Genomic DNA, 20,387 nt, shown 5'->3' with positions numbered 1-20,387 from the left:
TCCTACAAGGGTCTTGCGATTCTACGCCTTCGCAGTTCCCATGCGGCCTTTTGTAGGAGCAAGCTCGCTCCTACAGTTTCAAGCCTTCGCAGCCGGGCGCTTGTCTTCAACCGTCCATTTGCCGCCGTCGTAGAACGCTTTCCAGCCAGTAGGCTTACCGTCAACTTCGGTCTGCACGTACTGTTCCTTGGTCTTGCGGCTGTAACGAATCACAGCCGGGAGGCCATCGGGATCTTTCTTCGGCGCTTCGCAGAGGAAGTGGTACTTCGGATCGATCTCATCCTTGTGCGGCACGATCTCGATAACCAGCGGAGCACGCGTCTCACGGTTTTTCGGGAACTGGCTGGCTGCCAGGAACAGGCCGGATGCACCGTCGCGCAGGATATAGGTGTCGTTGACCTTTTCGCATTTCAGCTCAGGCATCTTCACCGGGTCCATCTTCGGCGGCGCCGCATCACCGCTCTTCAGCAGTTTGCGGGTGTTCTTGCAGGTGGCGTTGGTGCAGCCGAAGAACTTGCCGAAACGGCCGGTCTTGAGCTGCATCTCGCTGCCGCACTTGTCGCATTCCAGGCTCGGACCTTCATAGCCCTTGATGCGATAGGTGCCCTCTTCGATTTCGTAGCCGTCGCAATCCGGATTGTTACCGCAGATGTGCAGCTTGCGCTTCTCGTCCAGCAGGTAGGCATCCATCGCCGTGCTGCAGATCGGGCAGCGATGCTTGCCACGCAATACCAGCGACTCCGACTCACCTTCGTCGTCCGCGGCGATTTCGTCGCCCGGCACCAGGTTGACGGTGGCCTTGCAGCGTTCTTTAGGCGGCAGGCTGTAGCCCGAGCAACCGAGGAACACACCGGTAGACGCGGTGCGGATCTGCATCGGACGACCGCAGGTCGTGCACGGAATGTCTGTCATCACCGGCTGGTTGGCACGCATGCCGTTTTCCGGGCTTTCAGCCACTTCGAGCTTCTTCTTGAAGTCGCCGTAGAACTCGTCGAGCACGTTTTTCCAGTCGCGCTCGCCCTGGGCCACGTCATCGAGATGCTCTTCCATGCCGGCGGTGAAACCGTAGTCCATCAGGTTCGAGAAGCTCTCGGCCAGGCGCTCGGTGACGATGTCGCCCATCTTTTCCGAGTAGAAGCGACGGTTGTGCAACGCCACGTAACCACGGTCCTGAATGGTCGAAATGATCGCTGCGTAGGTCGAAGGACGACCGATGCCGCGCTTTTCCATTTCCTTGACCAGGCTGGCTTCCGAGTAACGCGCCGGCGGCTTGGTGAAGTGCTGGGTCGGATCAAGCTTGATCAGCTTCATCGCGTCGCCCTGGGCCATGTCCGGCAGCACATCGTCGTCGCCTGGCTTGGCGATTTGCGGCATGACGCGGGTATAACCGTCGAACTTCAGGATACGGCCCTTGGCACGCAGCTCGAAGTCACCAGCGCCCACAGTCACGGTCGTCGACAGGTATTGCGCCGGCAGCATCTGGCAAGCCAGGAACTGGCGCCAGATCAGCTCGTAGAGGCGCTCAGCGTCACGCTCCATGCCCGACAGCTTGCTTGGCTCGGTGTTGGCGTCGGACGGACGAATCGCTTCGTGAGCCTCTTGTGCGCCTTCCTTGCTGCTGTAGACGTTCGGGGTTTCCGGCAGGTACTTCTTGCCGAACTCGCCTTCAATATAAGTACGCGCCATCGCCACGGCATCAACCGAGAGGTTGGTCGAGTCGGTACGCATGTAAGTGATGTAGCCGGCTTCGTACAGACGCTGGGCCATCATCATGGTTTTCTTCACCCCGAAGCCCAGGCGGTTGCTCGCGGCCTGCTGCAGGGTGGAGGTGATGAACGGCGCCGACGGCTTGCTGCTGGTCGGCTTGTCTTCGCGCTTGACGATGCTGTAGCTGGAAGCCTTGAGCTTCTCCAGCGCGGCCATGGCCTGGGCTTCGTTGAGCGGCTTGAAGGCTTCGCCTTTCTCGCGGGCCACGTCGAAACGCACGGTCGCGCCTTTTGCGGTGCCGAGGTCGGCGTGCACTTCCCAGTACTCTTCAGGGATGAACGCGCGGATTTCACGTTCGCGTTCAACCACCAGCTTCACGGCAACCGACTGCACGCGACCGGCGGACAAACCGCGAGCGATCTTGGCCCACAGCAGTGGCGAAACCATGTAGCCAACGACGCGGTCGAGGAAGCGACGGGCCTGCTGGGCGTTGACGCGGTCGATATCCAGCTCGCCCGGCTGGGAGAAGGCTTCCTGGATCGCCTTCTTGGTGATTTCGTTGAACACCACGCGCTTGTAGCGGCTGTCGTCACCACCGATGGCTTCGCGCAGGTGCCAGGCAATGGCTTCCCCCTCGCGGTCCAAGTCGGTTGCGAGATAGATGGTGTCAGCATCCTTGGCGAGCCGGCGCAGCTCTTCGATGACTTTTTCCTTGCCCGGGAGGATCTCGTACTTGGCTTTCCAGCCATGATCCGGATCGACCCCCATGCGCGCGACCAGCTGCTTGCGCGCTTTTTCTTTAGGCGACAGTGCCGGCGCTTCGCCCGCAGCAGCCTTGCCGCGCTTGGCGGCTGGCTCTTTGCTGGCGCTAGCCGAACCGCTGGTGGGCAGGTCTCGGATATGGCCGATACTCGACTTCACCACGTATTCGTTGCCCAAATACTTGTTGATGGTCTTGGCCTTAGCCGGGGATTCCACAATGACCAGCGATTTGCCCATGGATCAGAAAATTCCTGAATTCGAGAAGTGAAAGGCGATTGGCGCCTGACGCGGCACCGCTATATATAGTGGCTACAAGGTGAGGTCAAGCGCAGGGTATTGCGCGCACTCAGCTTATGGCTTGGTAAAAGGGCAGTCTTCGGCTTGCACCAAAGCAAAGCGTGGCACCTGTTCGCCGTCAACCTCGACCGACTCCAGGAACATGCTCAAGGGACGCACCCAAAAGCCGCAATCGCCATACAGGGCTTGATAGAAGACCACTTCTTCTTCGGTTTCCGAATGCCGTGCAACACTGAATACACGGTACATCGGACCTTTGTAATGTTGGTAGAGCCCTGGTTGTATCGGCATGCTTTGGCCCTCACTCAAATTTTTTCAAAATAAAAAATAAAATAAATCCGGAAAAACAAAAACCGGGGCACTTGGCCCCGGCTTCCATCAACGAGACGCTTAAACGCGTTCGAAGACGGTGGAGATGCCTTGGCCGAGACCAATGCACATGGTGGCTACCCCGAAGGTACCGCCATTCTGCTTCATCACATTGAGCAAAGTGCCGGAGATCCGCGCACCGGAGCAACCGAACGGGTGGCCCAGGGCGATCGCGCCGCCGTGCAGGTTAACCTTCTCGTTCATCTTGTCGAGCACTTTCAGATCTTTCAGCACTGGCAGGGCCTGTGCGGCGAAAGCTTCGTTGAGCTCGAAGAAGTCGATGTCGGAGATGCCAAGACCCGCGCGCTTCAGTGCTTTTTGTGTGGCCGGTACTGGACCATAGCCCATGATTGCCGGATCCACACCTGCCACTGCCATCGAGCGAATCACCGCCATAGGCTGGATGCCCAGGTCCTGTGCGCGCTGCGCCGACATCACGATCATGCACGAAGCACCGTCGGTGATCTGCGACGAAGTACCCGCTGTCACGGTGCCGCCCTTCGGATTGAACGCCGGCTTGAGAGCCGCCAGGCTTTCCAGGGTGGTTTCCGGACGAATGGTTTCGTCGTAGTCGAAGGTTTTCAGGAAACCGTTCTCGTCGTAGCCCTGCATCGGGATGATTTCGTCTTTGAACTTGCCTTCCACGGTCGCCTTGTGGGCGAGTTGGTGGGAGCGCACGCCGAAAGCATCTTGCTGCTCGCGGGTAATGCCGTGCATTTTGCCCAGCATTTCTGCGGTCAGGCCCATCATGCCCGAGGCTTTCGCCGCGTACAGCGACATGTGCGGGTTCGGATCGACACCGTGCATCATGCTCACGTGACCCATATGCTCGACGCCACCAACGACGAACACGTCACCGTTGCCGGTCATGATCGCTTGCGCAGCAGTGTGCAAAGCGCTCATGGACGAGCCACACAGACGGCTGACGGTCTGGCCGGCCGAGGTGTGCGGGATCTGGGTCATCAGCGACGCCATGCGCGCGATGTTCCAGCCCTGCTCCAGGGTCTGGTTCACACAGCCCCAGATCACGTCCTCGACTTCGTTCGGGTCGACCTTGACGTTGCGTTCCAGCAGTTTGCTGATCAGATGCGCCGACATGTCTTCGGCGCGGGTGTTGCGGTGCATGCCGCCCTTGGAGCGGCCCATCGGAGTACGACCGAAGTCGACAATCACGACGTCTCTAGGATTCAAGCTCATAAGTTCACTCTCACTCTAGTTGGGGGCGCTTAACCGAAGAAGCTCTGGCCGTTCTTGGCCATTTCGCGCAGCTTCGCGGTCGGGTGGTACAGCGCGCCCAAATCAGCGTACTGGTCAGCCAGGGCAACGAACTCTGCCACACCGAGCGAATCGATGTAACGCAGCGCACCGCCACGGAATGGAGGGAAACCAATGCCGTAGACCAGACCCATGTCGGCTTCGGCAGCGGTTTCGACGATGCCGTCTTCCAGGCAACGCACGGTTTCCAGGCACAGCGGGATCATCATCCAATTGATGATGTCTTCGTCAGTGACTTCGCGCTGTTCAAAGACGATTGGCTTGAGCACTTCCAGTACCGACGGGTCGGCGACTTTCTTCTGCTTGCCCTTCTTGTCGGTCTCGTAGGCGTAGAAGCCCTTGCCGTTCTTCTGGCCCAGGCGCTTGGCTTCGTAGAGCACGTCAACGGCCGAGCGACGGTCGTCCTTCATGCGGTCCGGGAAGCCTTCAGCCATCACGTCACGGCCGTGGTGGCCGGTGTCGATGCCGACCACGTCCATCAGGTAGGCCGGGCCCATTGGCCAGCCGAATTTTTCCATGACCTTGTCGATACGGACGAAGTCCACACCGGCGCTGACCAGCTTGGCGAAACCGCCGAAGTACGGGAACAGGACGCGGTTGACCAGGAAGCCCGGACAGTCGTTGACGACGATCGGGTTCTTGCCCATTTTCTTGGCGTAGGCAACGGTGGTGGCAACAGCCAGCTCGCTGGACTTCTCGCCACGGATCACTTCCACCAGCGGCATCATGTGCACCGGGTTGAAGAAGTGCATGCCGACGAAGTTTTCCGGACGCTTGAGGGCCTTGGCCAGCAAGGTGATGGAAATGGTCGAGGTGTTGGACGCGAGGATGGTGTCCTCTTTGACCTGGTCTTCAACTTCAGCCAGTACGGCTTGCTTGACCTTCGGGTTCTCGACAACGGCTTCCACCACCAGGTCCACGTGACCGAAATCACCGTAGGACAAGGTCGGACGAATGCCGTTGAGCACTTCAGCCATTTTCGCGGCGGTCATGCGGCCTTTTTCAACGCGGCCAACCAGCAGTTTGGCGGCTTCAGCCAGACCCTGCTCGATGCCGTGCTCGTTGATGTCCTTCATCAGGATCGGCGTGCCTTTGGAAGCCGACTGATAGGCGATACCGCCACCCATGATACCGGCGCCCAGTACGGCGGCCTGCTTCACGTCCTTGGCGATTTCGTCGTAGGCCTTGGCCTTTTTCTTCAGCTCCTGGTCGTTCAGGAACAGACCGATCAGGCTCTGCGCGGCAGAGGTCTTGGCCAGTTTGACGAAACCTGCGGCTTCAATTTCCAGGGCTTTGTCGCGACCGAAATTCGCGGCTTTCTGGATGGTCTTGATCGCTTCAACCGGCGCCGGGTAGTTCGGACCAGCTTGACCGGCCACGAAACCCTTGGCGGTTTCGAAAGCCATCATTTGCTCGATAGCGTTCAGCTTGAGCTTTTCCAGCTTCGGCTGGCGCTTGGCCTTGTGGTCGAACTCGCCGGAGATGGCGCGCTTGATCAGTTCCAGCGCAGCTTCCTGCAGTTTTTCAGGAGCAACCACCGCATCGACAGCGCCAACTTTCAGCGCGTCTTCAGGACGGTTTTCCTTGCCGGCGGCAATCCACTCGATGGCGTTGTCGGCACCGATCAGACGTGGCAGACGAACGGTACCGCCGAAGCCCGGGTAGATGCCCAGCTTGACTTCCGGCAGGCCGATCTTGGCCTTGGTGGACATGACGCGGTAGTCCGCCGCCAGGCACATTTCCAGACCGCCACCCAGCGCGATGCCATTGATCGCGGCAACGGTCGGAACGTTGAGGTCTTCGAAATCGCTGAAAATCTTGTTGGCTTCGAGATTGCCAGCAACAAGCTCTGCATCCGGCAGCTTGAAGTTGTCGACAAATTCGGTGATGTCGGCGCCGACGATGAACACGTCCTTGCCACTGCTGACGATCACGCCCTTGATCGAAGCATCTGCCTTGATGGTGTCTACGGCCTGACGCAGTTCGTTCAGGGTTAGACGGTTGAACTTGTTGACGGACTCACCCTTGAGGTCGAACTTCAGTTCGACGATGCCACTTTCAAGAGCCTTAACCGTGATGGCTTTACCTTCGTAAATCATCAACTGATCTCCACGATATGGAAGCTGAACAGTACACGTCGGACGCAGGCGAATGGCTTGGCAGGGACGTTAATCGTCGATGCTACGCCCATTCCCCCGGCACACCCGCCAACGCGATAGTCGGGATTCTGTAGGAGCGGTCTGAAATACAAACGCTCAATTCATACGCCCGTTTGATTTGGGTACGTCACCTTCACGGAATTTCCGACAATTGTCAATCGCCCGAAACACGGGTTGAAACGCGACTTTCCGGTCATATCCGTACTGCGAAGACCTTAAACACGCCGCAGCATGCAGGGTCATTCATAGAATCAATTGTTAGAAAATGCGCCCTAATTCGCTGCAGCCCGTGTTTAACAAGCTACGCTGGCGGAACCAAGGGGAAAATTGTGAACGCTTTTGGCGAATGCCCAGCGTAAGATCAGCCAACACCGATTTACCGGCCTGCCTGGCCAACCCGCCCGATGATTTTGTCGGGCTTTTTATTGCCTGCGACAGAAGCCCTGTAGGAGCTGCCGCAGGCTGCGATCTTTTGATTTTGTTTGTAAAAATCAAAGTCAAAAGATCGCAGCCTGCGGCAGCTCCTACAGGGGGATCCGGAACGCAGTTTCAGGCGAGCGCCTTGAGGGTGGCATCGATGTGCTGCAACACCTCGGCCTCGCCCCTCTCCCCCCAATACAAGGCGATGATTTGCTTGTCGGCCTCGACCTTGTAGACATTACCCGGCAACTTTTCGAAATGATTGAGCAGCGCCTGATCTTCACAGGTTTCCTGCCATTGATTGACCCAGATACCCGGTGATTTTTGCCAGTAACTCCAGCATGCTGGCTGACTGCCACGCCGTGGACGATGGTACTGGGCGCACGGGTTCGGCGGCTCCTGGCTGAGCCAGTGTGGCCACTCCTGGGGCGCCAGTTGCATGGCCAGCCCGATGCGCCGGGCCTCCATGCGCAGGGCGATGCGCCCACTCTGGGCACGCGACGGGCGCAACCATGCCAGCGGGCTGAGTACCACCAGCAGGATTGACACCACTATCCACACCGTCATATCTGTACTCCCGATTCTTGATGAGCCCATTGTGTCACTTTGGAACCAATGCGCTTGAAACCAGCCATACTTACCAATATTGCAATCCTCAGGAGGAGCACCTCATGCCCTACAACCATATTCTGGTCGCTGTAGATCTGACCGAAGAGTGCGACCCTGTGATCCACCGCGCTCGCGAGCTGTCGGTGAGCAACGGCGCGAAATTGTCACTGGTGCACATTGTCGAGCCGATGGCGATGGCCTTCGGTGGCGACGTGCCGATGGACCTGTCACAACTGCAACAGCAGCAGTTCGATCAGGCCAAGGAGCGCCTTGACCGCTTGATCCTCAAATACCCGGAGCTCTCCAGGGAATACAGCCACCTGACCTATGGTCAGCCACGCCAGGAAATCCACCACCTGGCCAAGGAGCAAACCTGCGACCTGATCGTGGTGGGCAGCCATGGCCGGCACGGCCTGGCACTGCTGCTCGGCTCCACCGCCAATGACGTGCTGCATGGCGCGCCTTGCGATGTGCTTGCGGTGCGCCTGCAAACCAAAAGCTGATACACAAACCCCTGTGTAGGAGCTGCCGCAGGCTGCGATCTTTTGATCTTGTTTTTAAAAATCAAAGTCAAAAGATCGCAGCCTGCGGCAGCTCCTACACAGGGATGGCGTTACATATGAAAAGCCCGGCGTTCACGTATGTGAAGCCGGGCTTTTTTATTGCAGGGTCAATCAGGCATCCAGTTCGGCCCAACGCTCGACCATCACGTCGAGTTCAGCCTGCAACTGCGCCAGTTGAGCGATCACTGCAGCCGTCTCCGCAGCCGGGCGCAGGTAGAAACCCGCGTCGGCCATCTGCGCTTCAACGGCAGCGATCTGCTGCTCCATGGCTTCGATCTCGCCGGGCAACGCTTCCAGCTCACGCTGCAATTTGTAGCTGAGCTTCTTCTTCGCCACTGGCGCTTCGACTGCCGCCGCAACCGGTGCAGGCTCGGCCTTCACCACGGCAGAGTTCAGGTCGGCCTTGCCGGACTTGCTCTCGGTCACGCCCAGCAGGCGCGGCGAGCCGCCCTGACGCAGCCAGTCCTGATAACCGCCGACGTATTCACGCACCTTGCCTTCACCTTCGAAGACCAGGGTGCTGGTCACCACGTTGTCGAGGAATGCCCGGTCGTGACTGACCATCAGTACGGTGCCGTTGAAGGTCAGCAGGACCTCTTCGAGCAATTCGAGGGTTTCGACGTCGAGGTCGTTGGTCGGTTCGTCGAGTACCAGCAGGTTGGCCGGCTTGCTGAACAGCTTGGCCAGCAACAGACGGGCACGTTCACCGCCGGACAGCGCCTTGACCGGCGTGCGCGCACGCTGCGGGCTGAACAGGAAGTCGCCGAGGTAGCTCAGCACGTGGCGGCTCTGGCCGTCGATATCGATGAAGTCGCGACCTTCGGCGACGTTGTCGATCACGGTTTTTTCCAGGTCCAGTTGATGGCGCAACTGGTCGAAGTAGGCGACATCGATCCTGGTGCCCTCTTCCACCTTGCCGCTGGTTGGCTGCAAGCCGCTGAGCATCAGCTTCAGCAGTGTGGTCTTGCCGGTACCGTTGGCGCCGAGCAGGCCGATACGGTCGCCGCGCTGCAGCACCATGGAGAAGTCCTTGATCAGGAACGGACCGTCCGGGTGAGCAAAGCTCACGTTATCGAGGACCATGACCTGTTTGCCGGACTTGTCGGCGGTTTCCAGCTGGATGTTGGCCTTGCCGGTCCGCTCGCGACGTTCGCTGCGCTCGACGCGCAAGGCTTTGAGTGCACGTACGCGGCCTTCGTTACGGGTGCGACGGGCCTTGATGCCCTGGCGAATCCACACTTCTTCCTGGGCCAGGCGCTTGTCGAACAGCGCGTTGGCGGTTTCTTCGGCCGCCAGAGCGGCTTCCTTGTGCACGAGGAAACTGGCGTAGTCGCCGTTCCAGTCGATCAGGCCGCCACGATCCAGTTCGAGGATCCGGGTTGCCAGGTTCTGCAGGAAAGAACGGTCGTGCGTGATGAACAGCACGGCGCCCTGGAAATCCTTCAGCGCTTCTTCAAGCCAGGCGATGGCACCGATGTCCAGGTGGTTGGTCGGCTCGTCGAGCAACAGCAGGTCCGGCTCGGACACCAGGGCCTGGGCCAGCAGGACGCGACGACGCCAGCCGCCGGACAACTCGGCGAGGGTCTTGTCGGCCGGCAATTGCAGGCGGCTCAAGGTGCTGTCTACGAGGGTCTGCAAGCGCCAGCCATCGCGGGCTTCGAGGTCGTGCTGGACGTGCATCAGCTTGTCCAGGTCGGCATCGGTGACGATGTTCTGGCTCAGGTGGTGATACTCGGCGAGCAGCGCACCGACGCCGTCCAGGCCTTCGGCCACCACGTCGAACACTGTCCGCTCGTCGGCCACCGGCAATTCTTGCGGCAATTCGCCGATCTTGAGGCCGGGTGCGCGCCAAACGGAGCCGTCATCGGGCTTCTGGTCGCCCTTGACGAGCTTCATCATGCTGGACTTGCCAGTGCCGTTGCGGCCGATGATGCACACCCGCTCACCACGGGCGATCTGCCAGGACACCTTGTCCAACAACGGCATAGCGCCGAAAGCAAGGGACACATCGCTGAATTTGAGCAGGGTCATGAGCTTCTCCAAAAACCGGGCGCGCATTCTACCTGACTTGAGGCTTCAGAAGGCCGGCATTTTCACTCTCGTAGCACTCTGAACGACAAATGTTGCGAACTGATGCGGGAAGACCCGCAAAGCTTTCGCCGGCTGCTGGCAAAAGGCTAAGCTACAGACAATTCAGTGCGGGCCTGACCCGCACTTGTCATGTTTTCTCTGCCTGGACGTCTCATGCGCAGTCGCCTTTTCAATCTTTTGTCGTGCTTTTTACTTTCAGCCGCAGCGTTTCAATCCGCCCAGGCGGTGGACCTGTCCACCCAGCGCCAATATTACGATGAAGCCAAGCGCGCCCTGGCCAAGGGTGATACCGGTCCGTATTTCCGTTACAGCCAGGCCCTCGCCGATTATCCGCTGGAACCGTACCTGGCCTACGATGAACTGACCGCGCGCCTGAAAACCGCGAGCAACGCCGAAATCGAGAAATTCCTCGCCGAACACGGCGACCTGCCCCAGGCCAACTGGATGAAACTGCGCTGGTTGCGCTGGCTGGCGGATCGGGGTGACTGGGCGACTTTCGTCAAATATTACGACCCGAAAATGAACTTCACCGAACTGGACTGCCTGAATGCGCAGTACCAGCTCAGCCACAACCTCAAGGCCGAAGGTAACGCCAACGCGGAAAAACTCTGGCTGACCGGCAAATCCCAACCCGATGCCTGCGACACCCTGTTCGGCATGTGGGCGGCCGAAGGCCAGTTGACCGAGCAAAAACGCTGGGAGCGCGCCAAACTCGCCGCCCAGGCGCGCAACTACCCGCTGGCCAACAGCCTGGTCAACGGCTTGACCACCCTCGCCCCGCGCGGTCGCTTGCTGGTGGACGTCGCGCAGAAACCGGAACTGCTCAACCAGCCGTCACGCTTCACCCCGGCCGATGAAGCCATGTCCGACGTGGTCAGCCTCGGCCTGCGCCGCCTGGCTCGCCAGGATCCGGACAAGGCCATGGACCTGCTCGACGGCTACGCCAGCAGCATGCACTTCTCCCGGGATGAAAAAGTGGCGATCGCCCGGGAAATCGGCCTGACCCTCGCACGACGTTTCGACAGCCGTGCACTGGATGTCATGACCAAATACGACCCCGAGCTGCGCGACAACACGGTTTCCGAATGGCGCCTGCGCCTGCTCCTGCGCCTGGCGCGCTGGGACGATGCCTATCAATTGACCCGCCGCCTGCCCCAGGACCTGGCCACCACCAACCGCTGGCGCTACTGGCAGGCCCGCAGCCTGGAACTGGCGCAACCACAGAATCCGGAAGTGCAGACGCTCTACAGGAACCTGGCCCGCGAACGCGACTTCTATGGTTTCCTCGCCGCCGATCGCTCGCAGTCGCCCTACTCGCTGCTCAACAAACCGCTGGTGCTCAGCCAGGCCACCATCAACAAGGTGCGCAACACCCCCGGCGTGCGCCGCGCCCTGGAGCTGCACGCCCGTGGGCAGATCGTCGATGGCCGTCGCGAGTGGTACTACGTCAGCCGTCACTTCAGCCGCGACGAAATGGTCGCCCAGGCCAAACTGGCCTACGACCTGAAATGGTACTTCCCGGCGATCCGTACCATCAGCCAGGCGCAGTATTGGGACGACCTGGATATCCGCTTCCCGATGGCTCACCGCGAGACCCTGGTGCGTGAAGCGAAGAGTCGCGGCCTGCATCCGAGCTGGGCGTTCGCCATCACCCGCCAGGAAAGTGCATTCATGGACGACGCCCGTTCCGGTGTCGGCGCCTCGGGCCTGATGCAACTGATGCCCGCCACCGCCAAGGAAACCGCACGCAAGTTCAGCATTCCCTATAGCTCGCCTCAGCAACTGTTCGATCCGGACAAGAACATCCAGCTCGGCGCCGCCTACCTGAGCCAGGTGCACAGCCAGTTCAACGGCAACCGCGTCCTTGCCTCCGCCGCCTACAACGCCGGCCCGGGTCGCGTGCGCCAATGGCTGCGCGGTGCCGACCACCTGAGTTTCGATGTGTGGGTGGAAAGCATCCCGTTCGACGAAACCCGCCAGTACGTGCAAAACGTGTTGTCGTACTCGGTGATCTACGGCCAGAAGCTCAACTCGCCACAGCCGATCGTGGATTGGCATGAGCGGTTTTTCGACGATCAGTGATTCAATCGACCCGCAAAAAAGCCCGCATCACAGAAGCGGGCTTTTTTATTCCTCAGAATTTCTTTGCTGACTTGAGCCGCGCGAAGACCTGTTTTCCAAGCTGGGTCAGGCGATACTTTTGTGCCGGACTACTTGGCGACTCGGGATGGGTCATCTCTATCCATTCAACCGCTAATGCAGGCCTGAGATAGTTAGCCCGAAAGGTCGCCTTGTGCACCAATCCGATGTCAGCCATCAATTCGCTGATCTTTCGCGGACCGTTAAGATGCAGTGCAGAAAGCAACTTCTCTACTGGGTCGCTTACTGGGTCGGTTACTGGGTCGATTCCTGGCTCACTCCGTACCGCCTCCAATAGTGCAAGGCTCATGGCTTGCAACATGAACTCCACGAAAGGCGTTGATTCGGCCAAATGATCGGCCGCCGACAATGCCGCGTAGTAAGCCTCCTGCTGATCCCGAATCACGGCCTCAACCGGTAAATAAGACAATACCGGGCGCCACTGACTGAGTATCAGGGTTTGCCAAAGGCGCCCCATACGTCCGTTACCGTCAGCGAAGGGATGGATGAACTCAAATTCATAGTGAAAGACGCAACTGGTAATCAGCGGATGCCAGTCCGAGGCACCAAGCCACGCCAACAAGTCCTCAATCAAGTGCACAACGCGACTCGGCGGCGGCGCCATATGGATCAACTTGTCGCCACGATAGATACCCACGCCGGCTCGACGAAACTGCCCGCATTCATCAATCAATCCGCCCATCAGCAATTCATGGGCACGCAGTAAATCGGTCCGGCTGCTTGGCTGCCAATCAGGTATGGCTTCGTATGCAGCAAACGCATTTCGTACTTCCTGGATTTCCCGAGGTAACCCCAGCACACGCTGTCCTGCCAGAACGGCAGTCACCTGCTCGATGCTCAGCGTATTGTTTTCGATGGCCAAAGAAGCCTGAATCGTTCGAATCCGATTGCCACGGCGTAACTGAGGTGTCTGCAGGCGTTCGTCCATAGCCGTAAGCTGACCGATCTGTTCGCTGATATCGGCGATCAGCGACAACATTTTCGTCGTCAAGGTCAACGGTGGTTGATAACGGCTCATACCTTCATCCAGGCTCATGACAGAGGACGACATAATGCCCGAACCGGGCGTCATTCATCAGTGGTCATTCATGCGGCTTCATGTCCGTCACTGAACTGCAACGCCGCCAGGCGTGCATACAAGGCATTGCTGGCAATCAGCTCCTGGTGCGTTCCTACCGCCACCAGTTTCCCCTGATCCATCACCGCGATCCGGTCGGCGTTTTTAACCGTGGCCAGGCGATGGGCGATCACCAGAGTGGTTCGATTCTTCATCAGGCTCGGCAGCGCCTGCTGGATCAGGTGCTCACTCTGGGCGTCGAGGGCGCTGGTGGCTTCGTCGAGGAGCAGGATCGGGGCGTCCACCAGCAACGCGCGGGCGATGGCCAGGCGTTGGCGCTGGCCGCCGGACAAGCCCAGTCCGCCATCCCCCAGATGAGTCTGGTAACCGTTGGGCATGGCTTCGATAAAGTCATGGGCGTAAGCGATCTTTGCCGCTTCCTGTACCTCGGCCAGCGTCGCCTGCGGATTGCCGTAGCGAATGTTGTCTTCAATGCTGCCGAAAAACAGCGCCAGGGTCTGTGACACCAGGGCGAAGCACCGGCGCAGATCCAGCGGATCGAGCTGCGTCAACGGCACGCCATCGAGCAGGATGCGCCCCTCGGCCGGGTCGTAGAAACGCAGCAGCAGGTCATACACCGTCGACTTGCCGGCCCCGGAGGGCCCGACCAGCGCCAGCGTCTCACCGGCATTGACCGTCAGGCTCAAGTCGTCGACGGCATAGCTTTCCGGCCGCGACGGGTAGGAAAAACGCACATTTTGCAGTTGCAGGCGGCCCTCGACCCGTTCCGGCAGCGTCACCGCGCCTGCGACTGGAGGCAGGATGATGTTTTCCGAACGCAGCAACTCGGCGATCCGCTCGGCCGCGCCGGCTGCCCGCTGCAATTCCCCGATCACCTCGCTCAAGGTGCCGAATGCACTGCCGACGATCAGGCTGTAGAACACGAACGCCGCCAGCTCGCCGGCGGAAATTCGCCCGGCAATGACGTCCATCCCGCCGACCCAGAGCATCACCCCGACCGCGCCCAGGACCAGCACGATCACCAGGGTAATCAGCCACGCCCGCTGGAAGATGCGCTTGCGTGCGGTGTTGAACGCCTCCTCCACGGTCACGGCAAACCGGCGCTCGTCCTGGGCCTGATGGTTGTAGGCCTGCACGGTCTTGATCTGCCCCAGGGTTTCGGAAACATAGCTGCCGATATCGGCAATCCGGTCCTGGCTCAGGCGCGAGAGGTTACGCACCCGGCGACCGAAGATCAGGATCGGCGCGATCACCAGGGGCAAGGCCACCACCACGATACTGGTTAGTTTGGGGTTGGTGATGAACAACAGGACGATCCCGCCGATCACCATCAACAGGTTGCGCAGGAACAACGACAGCGAAGAGCCGATGACCGATTGCAGCAGCGTGGTGTCGGCGGTCAGGCGGGACTGGATTTCGGAGCTGCGATTGTCTTCGTAAAAACCCGGGTGCAGGTAAATCAGATGATTGAACACATCACGCCGGATATCGGCAACGCAGCGCTCGCCGATCCACGACACCAGGTAAAACCGTGCAAAGGTTCCGATCGCCAGCCCGGCGACCAGCAACATGAACAGGCCGATGGACTGATTGAGCAGGTGTGGCGACTGGGTCATGAACCCCTTGTCCACCAGCAGGCGGATGCCCTGCCCCATGGACAAGGTGATGCCGGCGGTGGCGATCAACGCCAGCAAGGCGCCGAAGGCCTGCCAGCGATACGGCGCAATGAAACGACTGGCCAGGCGAACAGCGCGGCGGTGACGGGCAGAGAGCATCGCAAACATCCGGGACAAGACAATCATTAGGGTCAGCCTACACCGCTCAATGGGGTGGCTCGCTGCAAATCACAATGAGTCAGGTTAATTATGTCCACCAACACTAGAGGCTAGACGCTATTGGTCTAAAGTTCGGCTAGCCACGCGAAGGCATTTCTGCTGGACTGGTCCTGTCCCCCCGGAAAGATCGCAGGGAGTTGTCATAGCCCGGTCACCTGGCGGTTCTAGAGTAAGCACACAACCTGAAGAGGAGACAGGCCATGTCCTTGCAACACAGCAGCGATGACAAGATTCAAGTGATCCGCACGCATCCAGACCAGTCTCTGGGCTGCTCGATTATCGACGAGCAAGGCCGCGAAGTACCGATCACTGAAGAAATGATCCAGAAAGCATGCAGCGAACTGGAAAAGCGATTGGTCAAGCCTGCCGAACAAGAGTGATATAGCCACCGTCTTCTTGACCCGGCCCATTGTTGGCCGGGTTTTTTATGGGTGCCTGTCTGGACATTGGGGGGGTGCCCTTCGCGAGCAAGCCCGCTCCCACACTGGATCTTCATGCACCACAAGCCCCCTGTGGGAGCGGGCTTGCTCGCGAAGGGGCCGCCGCGGTCTATCAGATTGCCGCCGCCCCCAACGCCGCCACAATCCGCTGCAACTCAGGCGCATCCCCCTCGATCCGCACCTGCAACCCGTCGATCTCGCGGCGCGAAGGATAATTCTTGCGCAGCATATCGAATGCCGCGCGCTGCTCGCTGACACTGCCGACAAGGCTGCGACGGAAATCCGCATCGTCACGACGCGGGTCATACACCCCGCGGCACAGCATCGCCAAGGCCCAGGCCGGGTCGCTTTGCGCATTCAGGGTCACGTGCGACAGCCAGGGTGCCGGCAGCAAATCGCTCAGGCTGACGCGGGCCGGTTGCCCGAGGAAATCGCAATAGGCCTGATAAACCTGCGCGGTGCCCCGCTGCTTGCCGTCGAGGCTGTAACCGGCAATGTGCGGCGTGGCCAGCACGCACAGTTCGGCCAGCGTCACGTCGACTTCAGGCTCGCCTTCCCAGACATCGAGCACTGCTTGCAGGTCTTCGCGCTCCAGCAGCACATCGCGCAGTGCCGCGTTGTTGACCACCGGTCCTCGACTGGCATTGATCAGCCAGGTACCGGATCTGAGCTGGTTCAGGCGTTTTTCATCGAACAGATGCCAGGTCGATTGAGGCCCCTGCTTGGTCAGCGGCGTGTGCAGGCTGATGACGTCGCACGCTTCGATGATCTGCTCGAGGCTGACGTAGTCACCGCCTTCAGTCGCCTGCCGGGGTGGATCGCACACCAGCACCTTCCAGCCCAGGCCCTGCAGGACCTTGACCAGTCGGCCGCCCACCTCGCCGGCGCCGACCACGCCGTAGGTACGCCGGGTCAGGTCGGCCCCTTCGATTTCGGCCAGGGTCAGCAAGCTGCCGAGCACATAGTCGACCACGCCGCGGGCATTGCAGCCCGGTGCACTGGACCAGGTGATGCCGGCCCGCTGAAAGTAATCCAGGTCCAGATGATCAGTGCCGATGGTGCACGTACCGACAAAGCGCACCTTGCTGCCTTCGAGCAGCGCGCGATTGACGTTGGTCACCGAACGCACCAACAGCACATCGGCCTGCTCGACCGTGGCACGGTCGATGGCGCGACCCGGCACCCGGCGGATTTCGCCGAAGCCTCCAAAGAAGGCATCGAGCAGGGGGATATTTTCGTCGGCAACAATCAGCATGGCAGGCTCCTTTGGCGGACCGGCAGTGTAGGCGTAGATGCCTCGTTACGCCTAGCCTGCATACCGTGCAGGAGCTGCCGGAGGCTGCGATCTTTTGATCTTGCGCTTAAAAACAAAGTCAAAAGATCGCAGCCTGCGGCAGCTCCTACAGAGATTACAAATCGGTAACACGAGTCTTTTCCTGACTGTCGCGTCAACGCGTAGAATGCGCGGCTGTGCATCAAAACCCTCTTGGACGTTTCGCTATTGAATCCTGTTATTGAAAGTACCGTCGCCACTGCTCCCGCGCGGACGACACCCGTTCGCCTGGAACTCAAGGGCCTGCTCGGCCTGGCCCTGCCCATCATGATCGCGCAACTGGCCACCACGGCCATGGGCTTCGTCGATGCGGTGATGGCCGGCCGCGTCAGCCCACGGGACCTGGCCTCGGTGGCCCTGGGCAACTCGATCTGGATTCCGGTCTACCTGTTGATGTCCGGCGTTCTGCTGGCAACCACACCCAAGGTCGCGCAACGCTTTGGCGCCGCGCAGTTCGACCAGATCGGCCCGCTGGTACGCCAGGCGCTGTGGCTGGCATTGTGTGTCGGCTTGATCGGCAGCGGCCTGCTGCTCAGCGCCGAGCCGATCCTGCACTGGATGAAAGTCGATCCGCAATTGATCGAGCCGAGCATGGGTTACCTGCACGGGATCGCTTTCGGGTTCCCCGGCATGGCGTTCTATTACGTATTGCGCTGCTACAGCGATGGCATGGGGCGTACCCGCCCGAGCATGGTCATCGGCTTGTGCGGCCTGCTGCTGAACATCCCGCTGAACTATGCGTTGATCTACGGCCACTTCGGCGCTCCGGCCCTGGGCGGCGTCGGTTGCGGCTGGGCCAGCGGCATCGTGATGTGGTTCATGGCGTTGAGCATGGCCGGCTGGACTTTCTGGGCCCCCTTCTATGCCCGCACCCGGGTGCTGGTGTGCTTCGACCGCCCGCAATGGGCCGTGATCAAGCGCCTGGTCGGCATTGGCCTGCCGATCGGTATCGCCGTCTTCGCCGAGTCCAGCATCTTCGCGGTCATCGCGCTGTTGATCGGCAGTCTCGGCTCGACCGTGGTGGCCGGGCATCAGATCGCCCTCAATATCAGCTCGTTGCTGTTCATGATTCCTTATTCGCTGGGCATGGCGGTGACCGTGCGCGTCGGCCAGGCACTGGGGGCCGGCAATCCCTGGCAGGCGCGTTTCGCGGCGAAGGTCGGGCTCGGCGCGGCACTGGTGTTCGCGGCGTTTTCGGCGAGCCTGATCCTGCTGCTGCGCGAACCTATCGCCTCGATCTACACGCCTGACAAGGCCGTGATCCAGATTGCGTCGATGTTGATTGTCTATGCCGCGCTGTACCAGTTTTCCGATGCCATCCAGGTGATTTGCGCGGGCGCGTTGCGTGGGTATCAGGACACCCGGGTGACCATGATCCTGACTTTGTTCGCCTATTGGGGCATCGGCCTGCCGGTCGGCTATGCGCTGGGACTGACCGATTGGTTCGGTCCGGCCAGCGGCCCGAGCGGGCTGTGGGAAGGGTTGATTGCCGGCTTGAGCTGTGCGGCGCTGATGCTGTCGATCCGCCTGACGCTCAGTGCGCGCCGGCGAATTCGTAACAGCCGCTCGGTGGGCTGATGACACCCAAAAAAAGACCTGCGTTTGCAGGTCTTTTTTTGGGTGTCATCAGCCGGACTTCTTGCGAATCCAGTAGAGGTAGGTGCCCTCCTCCTCGTGCTGCGCCACCAGTTCGTGGTCGAGAAACACACAGAACTTGGGAATGTCACGACGGGTCGACGGGTCTGTCGCGATGACCTTGAGCAGGCCGCCGGGCACCAGGTCACGGATGTGCTGGTGCAGCATCATCACCGGCTCGGGGCAGTTGAGGCCGGTGGCATCGAGGGTGCCGTCTACCGGCGTATCAAGCATTTCACTCATGATTCACTCCTGAAACTGGCCGACATTGTCGCGCATTGCCGGGTGTAACGTCATCTGTGGCATTACGCCGCCCCCTGTAGGAGCTGCCGAAGGCTGCGATCTGTTGATCTTTAAAAGCAAGATCAACAGATCGCAGCCTTCGGCAGCTCCTACAGGGGGGCCGGTCGGCTAGCGGGACTTGGGTTTCTTCACGTCCAGCCGGCGCAAATGGCAGGTCACTTCCTCGCGGTCGTGGTACAGCTGCTTGCAGCCGATCTCGACCTTGATGCCCCGCGCCTTGAAACCCTCGGCAATGCGCTCGAGCAGACGCTTCACCTCGGCATAGCGCTGTTTCATCGGCAGCTTGAGATTGACCACCGCCTCGCGGCAATGGCCGTCACCGATCCACTCTTCCAGCATCGCCGCATTGCGCGCCGGCTTCTCGACAATGTCGCAGACCATCCAGTCCACCGGCTGCTTGGGCTTGAAGGTGAAACCGTCGGCCATCAGGTGTTGCACCAGACCGGTGTCCATCAGGCTTTCGGCCATCGGGCCGTTGTCGATGGCGGTCACCAGCATGCCGCGGTTGACCAGTTGCCAGGTCCAGCCACCCGGAGCGGCCCCGAGGTCGACGCCGGTCATGTCGCTGTGCAGGCGTTCGTCCCACTGGTCGCGCGGGATGAAGTGGTGCCACGCCTCTTCCAGCTTCAGGGTCGAACGGCTCGGCGCCTCCCGAGGAAACTTCAAACGGGGAATGCCCATTGGCCACATCGCCGAGTTGTTCGACTCGGCCAGCCCCATGAACACCTCACGGCCGCTTTTGAAGGTCAGCAACAACCGCGGCTTGTGCGCGTCTTCCACCAGTTTGCCGGCGGCCATCAGCGCCTTGCGCAGGTGCACTTCGAACTTTTTGCAGAAGTTCGACAGTTCCTTGCCATCATTGGTGTCGACCATTTCCAGCCACAGGCTGCCGCACAGCGGAAAGTCCGCCATATGGGCGAGGATCACGCTGATGCGGTCGGTTTCCGGCAGATCGATGAAAATCCCCCGGGCCCACTGGCGCGGGAAGATCAACTCGGCGAAACGCTGCCCGCGCATCAGGCGCTCGGCGCCGTCTTCTTCGGTGCAGACGAATTCGGCGCAAGCGGTGGCGGCTTTGGCCTTGGCGTAGCCGGCCACGTTCAAGCGCGCGGCGAGGTCGGAAATCTCGGAACAGACTTCACCTTCGAAGCCCGGCCGGCAATGCATGAATAGGGTGTTCATTCTTACTCCTGGGCAATGGCGATGAATTTCGGCCACTGCACGATGCCCAGGCTTGCCCTGAAGCAAAGCCTGTCACGAAAACCGGCGCATGATAGCCGAGATCGGAACCTGGGGTCTGTCCATAGAGTCCAGTTATTAGCCAGCTACCGAAAACAGGGCTAGGTTTAAG

General features: G+C 60.1%; 15 protein-coding genes. 4 read left to right on the top strand and 11 right to left on the bottom strand.

Annotated elements, in window-relative coordinates; translation table 11 throughout:
• Positions 1 to 78: 78 nt before the first annotated feature.
• The 5 genes from topA to ACEN83_RS09295 form a co-directional block, all read right to left on the bottom strand.
• On the bottom strand, positions 79 to 2,706 hold the full coding sequence (gene topA / locus ACEN83_RS09315) for a type I DNA topoisomerase (protein ID WP_015095955.1): 2,628 nt from the start codon (positions 2,704 to 2,706) through the stop codon (positions 79 to 81).
• Between the two features lie 114 nt (positions 2,707 to 2,820).
• A complete protein-coding gene (locus ACEN83_RS09310; protein ID WP_116582106.1) occupies positions 2,821 to 3,057 on the bottom strand; it encodes a DUF1653 domain-containing protein in 237 nt (78 codons plus the stop codon).
• 99 nt (positions 3,058 to 3,156) lie between these two features.
• Positions 3,157 to 4,332 (bottom strand): acetyl-CoA C-acyltransferase FadA, encoded by a 1,176-nt coding sequence (gene fadA / locus ACEN83_RS09305; protein WP_007986361.1) that lies wholly within the window; start codon positions 4,330 to 4,332, stop codon positions 3,157 to 3,159.
• A gap of 29 nt (positions 4,333 to 4,361) precedes the next feature.
• Entirely contained in the window at positions 4,362 to 6,509 is a 2,148-nt protein-coding gene (gene fadB, locus ACEN83_RS09300) for a fatty acid oxidation complex subunit alpha FadB (RefSeq protein WP_116582107.1), read from the bottom strand.
• A gap of 609 nt (positions 6,510 to 7,118) precedes the next feature.
• Positions 7,119 to 7,556, bottom strand: coding sequence for a hypothetical protein (locus ACEN83_RS09295; RefSeq protein WP_495580081.1), 438 nt, complete (start codon positions 7,554 to 7,556; stop codon positions 7,119 to 7,121).
• Between the two features lie 104 nt (positions 7,557 to 7,660).
• Between ACEN83_RS09295 and ACEN83_RS09290 the strand changes: the two genes are divergently transcribed.
• On the top strand, positions 7,661 to 8,101 hold the full coding sequence (locus ACEN83_RS09290) for a universal stress protein (protein ID WP_007974054.1): 441 nt from the start codon (positions 7,661 to 7,663) through the stop codon (positions 8,099 to 8,101).
• A 171-nt stretch (positions 8,102 to 8,272) separates the two neighbouring features.
• Here ACEN83_RS09290 and ACEN83_RS09285 read toward each other — a convergent pair whose 3' ends face one another.
• Entirely contained in the window at positions 8,273 to 10,192 is a 1,920-nt protein-coding gene (locus ACEN83_RS09285) for an ATP-binding cassette domain-containing protein (RefSeq protein WP_007974055.1), read from the bottom strand.
• A gap of 213 nt (positions 10,193 to 10,405) precedes the next feature.
• Here ACEN83_RS09285 and ACEN83_RS09280 point away from each other — a divergent pair, with 213 nt between their 5' ends.
• Complete coding sequence (locus ACEN83_RS09280) at positions 10,406 to 12,334, top strand: transglycosylase SLT domain-containing protein (RefSeq protein ID WP_495580080.1); 1,929 nt, start codon at positions 10,406 to 10,408, stop codon at positions 12,332 to 12,334.
• Between the two features lie 52 nt (positions 12,335 to 12,386).
• Here ACEN83_RS09280 and ACEN83_RS09275 read toward each other — a convergent pair whose 3' ends face one another.
• Both ACEN83_RS09275 and ACEN83_RS09270 read right to left on the bottom strand, forming a co-directional pair.
• Complete coding sequence (locus ACEN83_RS09275; RefSeq protein WP_495580079.1) at positions 12,387 to 13,430, bottom strand: Fic family protein; 1,044 nt, start codon at positions 13,428 to 13,430, stop codon at positions 12,387 to 12,389.
• A gap of 68 nt (positions 13,431 to 13,498) precedes the next feature.
• A complete protein-coding gene (locus ACEN83_RS09270) occupies positions 13,499 to 15,274 on the bottom strand; it encodes an ABC transporter transmembrane domain-containing protein (protein WP_495580859.1) in 1,776 nt (591 codons plus the stop codon).
• 251 nt (positions 15,275 to 15,525) lie between these two features.
• Between ACEN83_RS09270 and ACEN83_RS09265 the strand changes: the two genes are divergently transcribed.
• Complete coding sequence (locus ACEN83_RS09265; RefSeq protein ID WP_104449729.1) at positions 15,526 to 15,705, top strand: PA1571 family protein; 180 nt, start codon at positions 15,526 to 15,528, stop codon at positions 15,703 to 15,705.
• Positions 15,706 to 15,877: 172 nt separating this feature from the next.
• On the opposite strand, the gene pdxB is transcribed toward ACEN83_RS09265, so the two are convergent.
• Positions 15,878 to 17,020 (bottom strand): 4-phosphoerythronate dehydrogenase PdxB, encoded by a 1,143-nt coding sequence (pdxB, locus tag ACEN83_RS09260; RefSeq protein WP_495580078.1) that lies wholly within the window; start codon positions 17,018 to 17,020, stop codon positions 15,878 to 15,880.
• Between the two features lie 246 nt (positions 17,021 to 17,266).
• Between pdxB and ACEN83_RS09255 the strand changes: the two genes are divergently transcribed.
• Positions 17,267 to 18,676, top strand: a complete 1,410-nt coding sequence (locus tag ACEN83_RS09255; RefSeq protein ID WP_495580077.1) for an MATE family efflux transporter — start codon at positions 17,267 to 17,269, stop codon at positions 18,674 to 18,676.
• Between the two features lie 48 nt (positions 18,677 to 18,724).
• Here ACEN83_RS09255 and tusA read toward each other — a convergent pair whose 3' ends face one another.
• Positions 18,725 to 18,976 carry a sulfurtransferase TusA gene (gene tusA / locus ACEN83_RS09250; RefSeq protein WP_007974070.1) on the bottom strand — a complete coding sequence of 84 codons (252 nt, stop codon included), beginning with the start codon at positions 18,974 to 18,976 and terminating at the stop codon, positions 18,725 to 18,727.
• A 168-nt stretch (positions 18,977 to 19,144) separates the two neighbouring features.
• Positions 19,145 to 20,218 carry a 23S rRNA (cytidine(2498)-2'-O)-methyltransferase RlmM gene (gene rlmM / locus ACEN83_RS09245; protein ID WP_007974072.1) on the bottom strand — a complete coding sequence of 358 codons (1,074 nt, stop codon included), beginning with the start codon at positions 20,216 to 20,218 and terminating at the stop codon, positions 19,145 to 19,147.
• Positions 20,219 to 20,387 lie beyond the last annotated feature (169 nt).

It is taken from the genome of Pseudomonas sp. Pseusp49 (genome assembly GCF_059491875.1).
The sequence above is the reverse complement of the archived record's forward strand: the minus strand, read 5'-3'. Positions and strand labels throughout refer to the sequence as shown.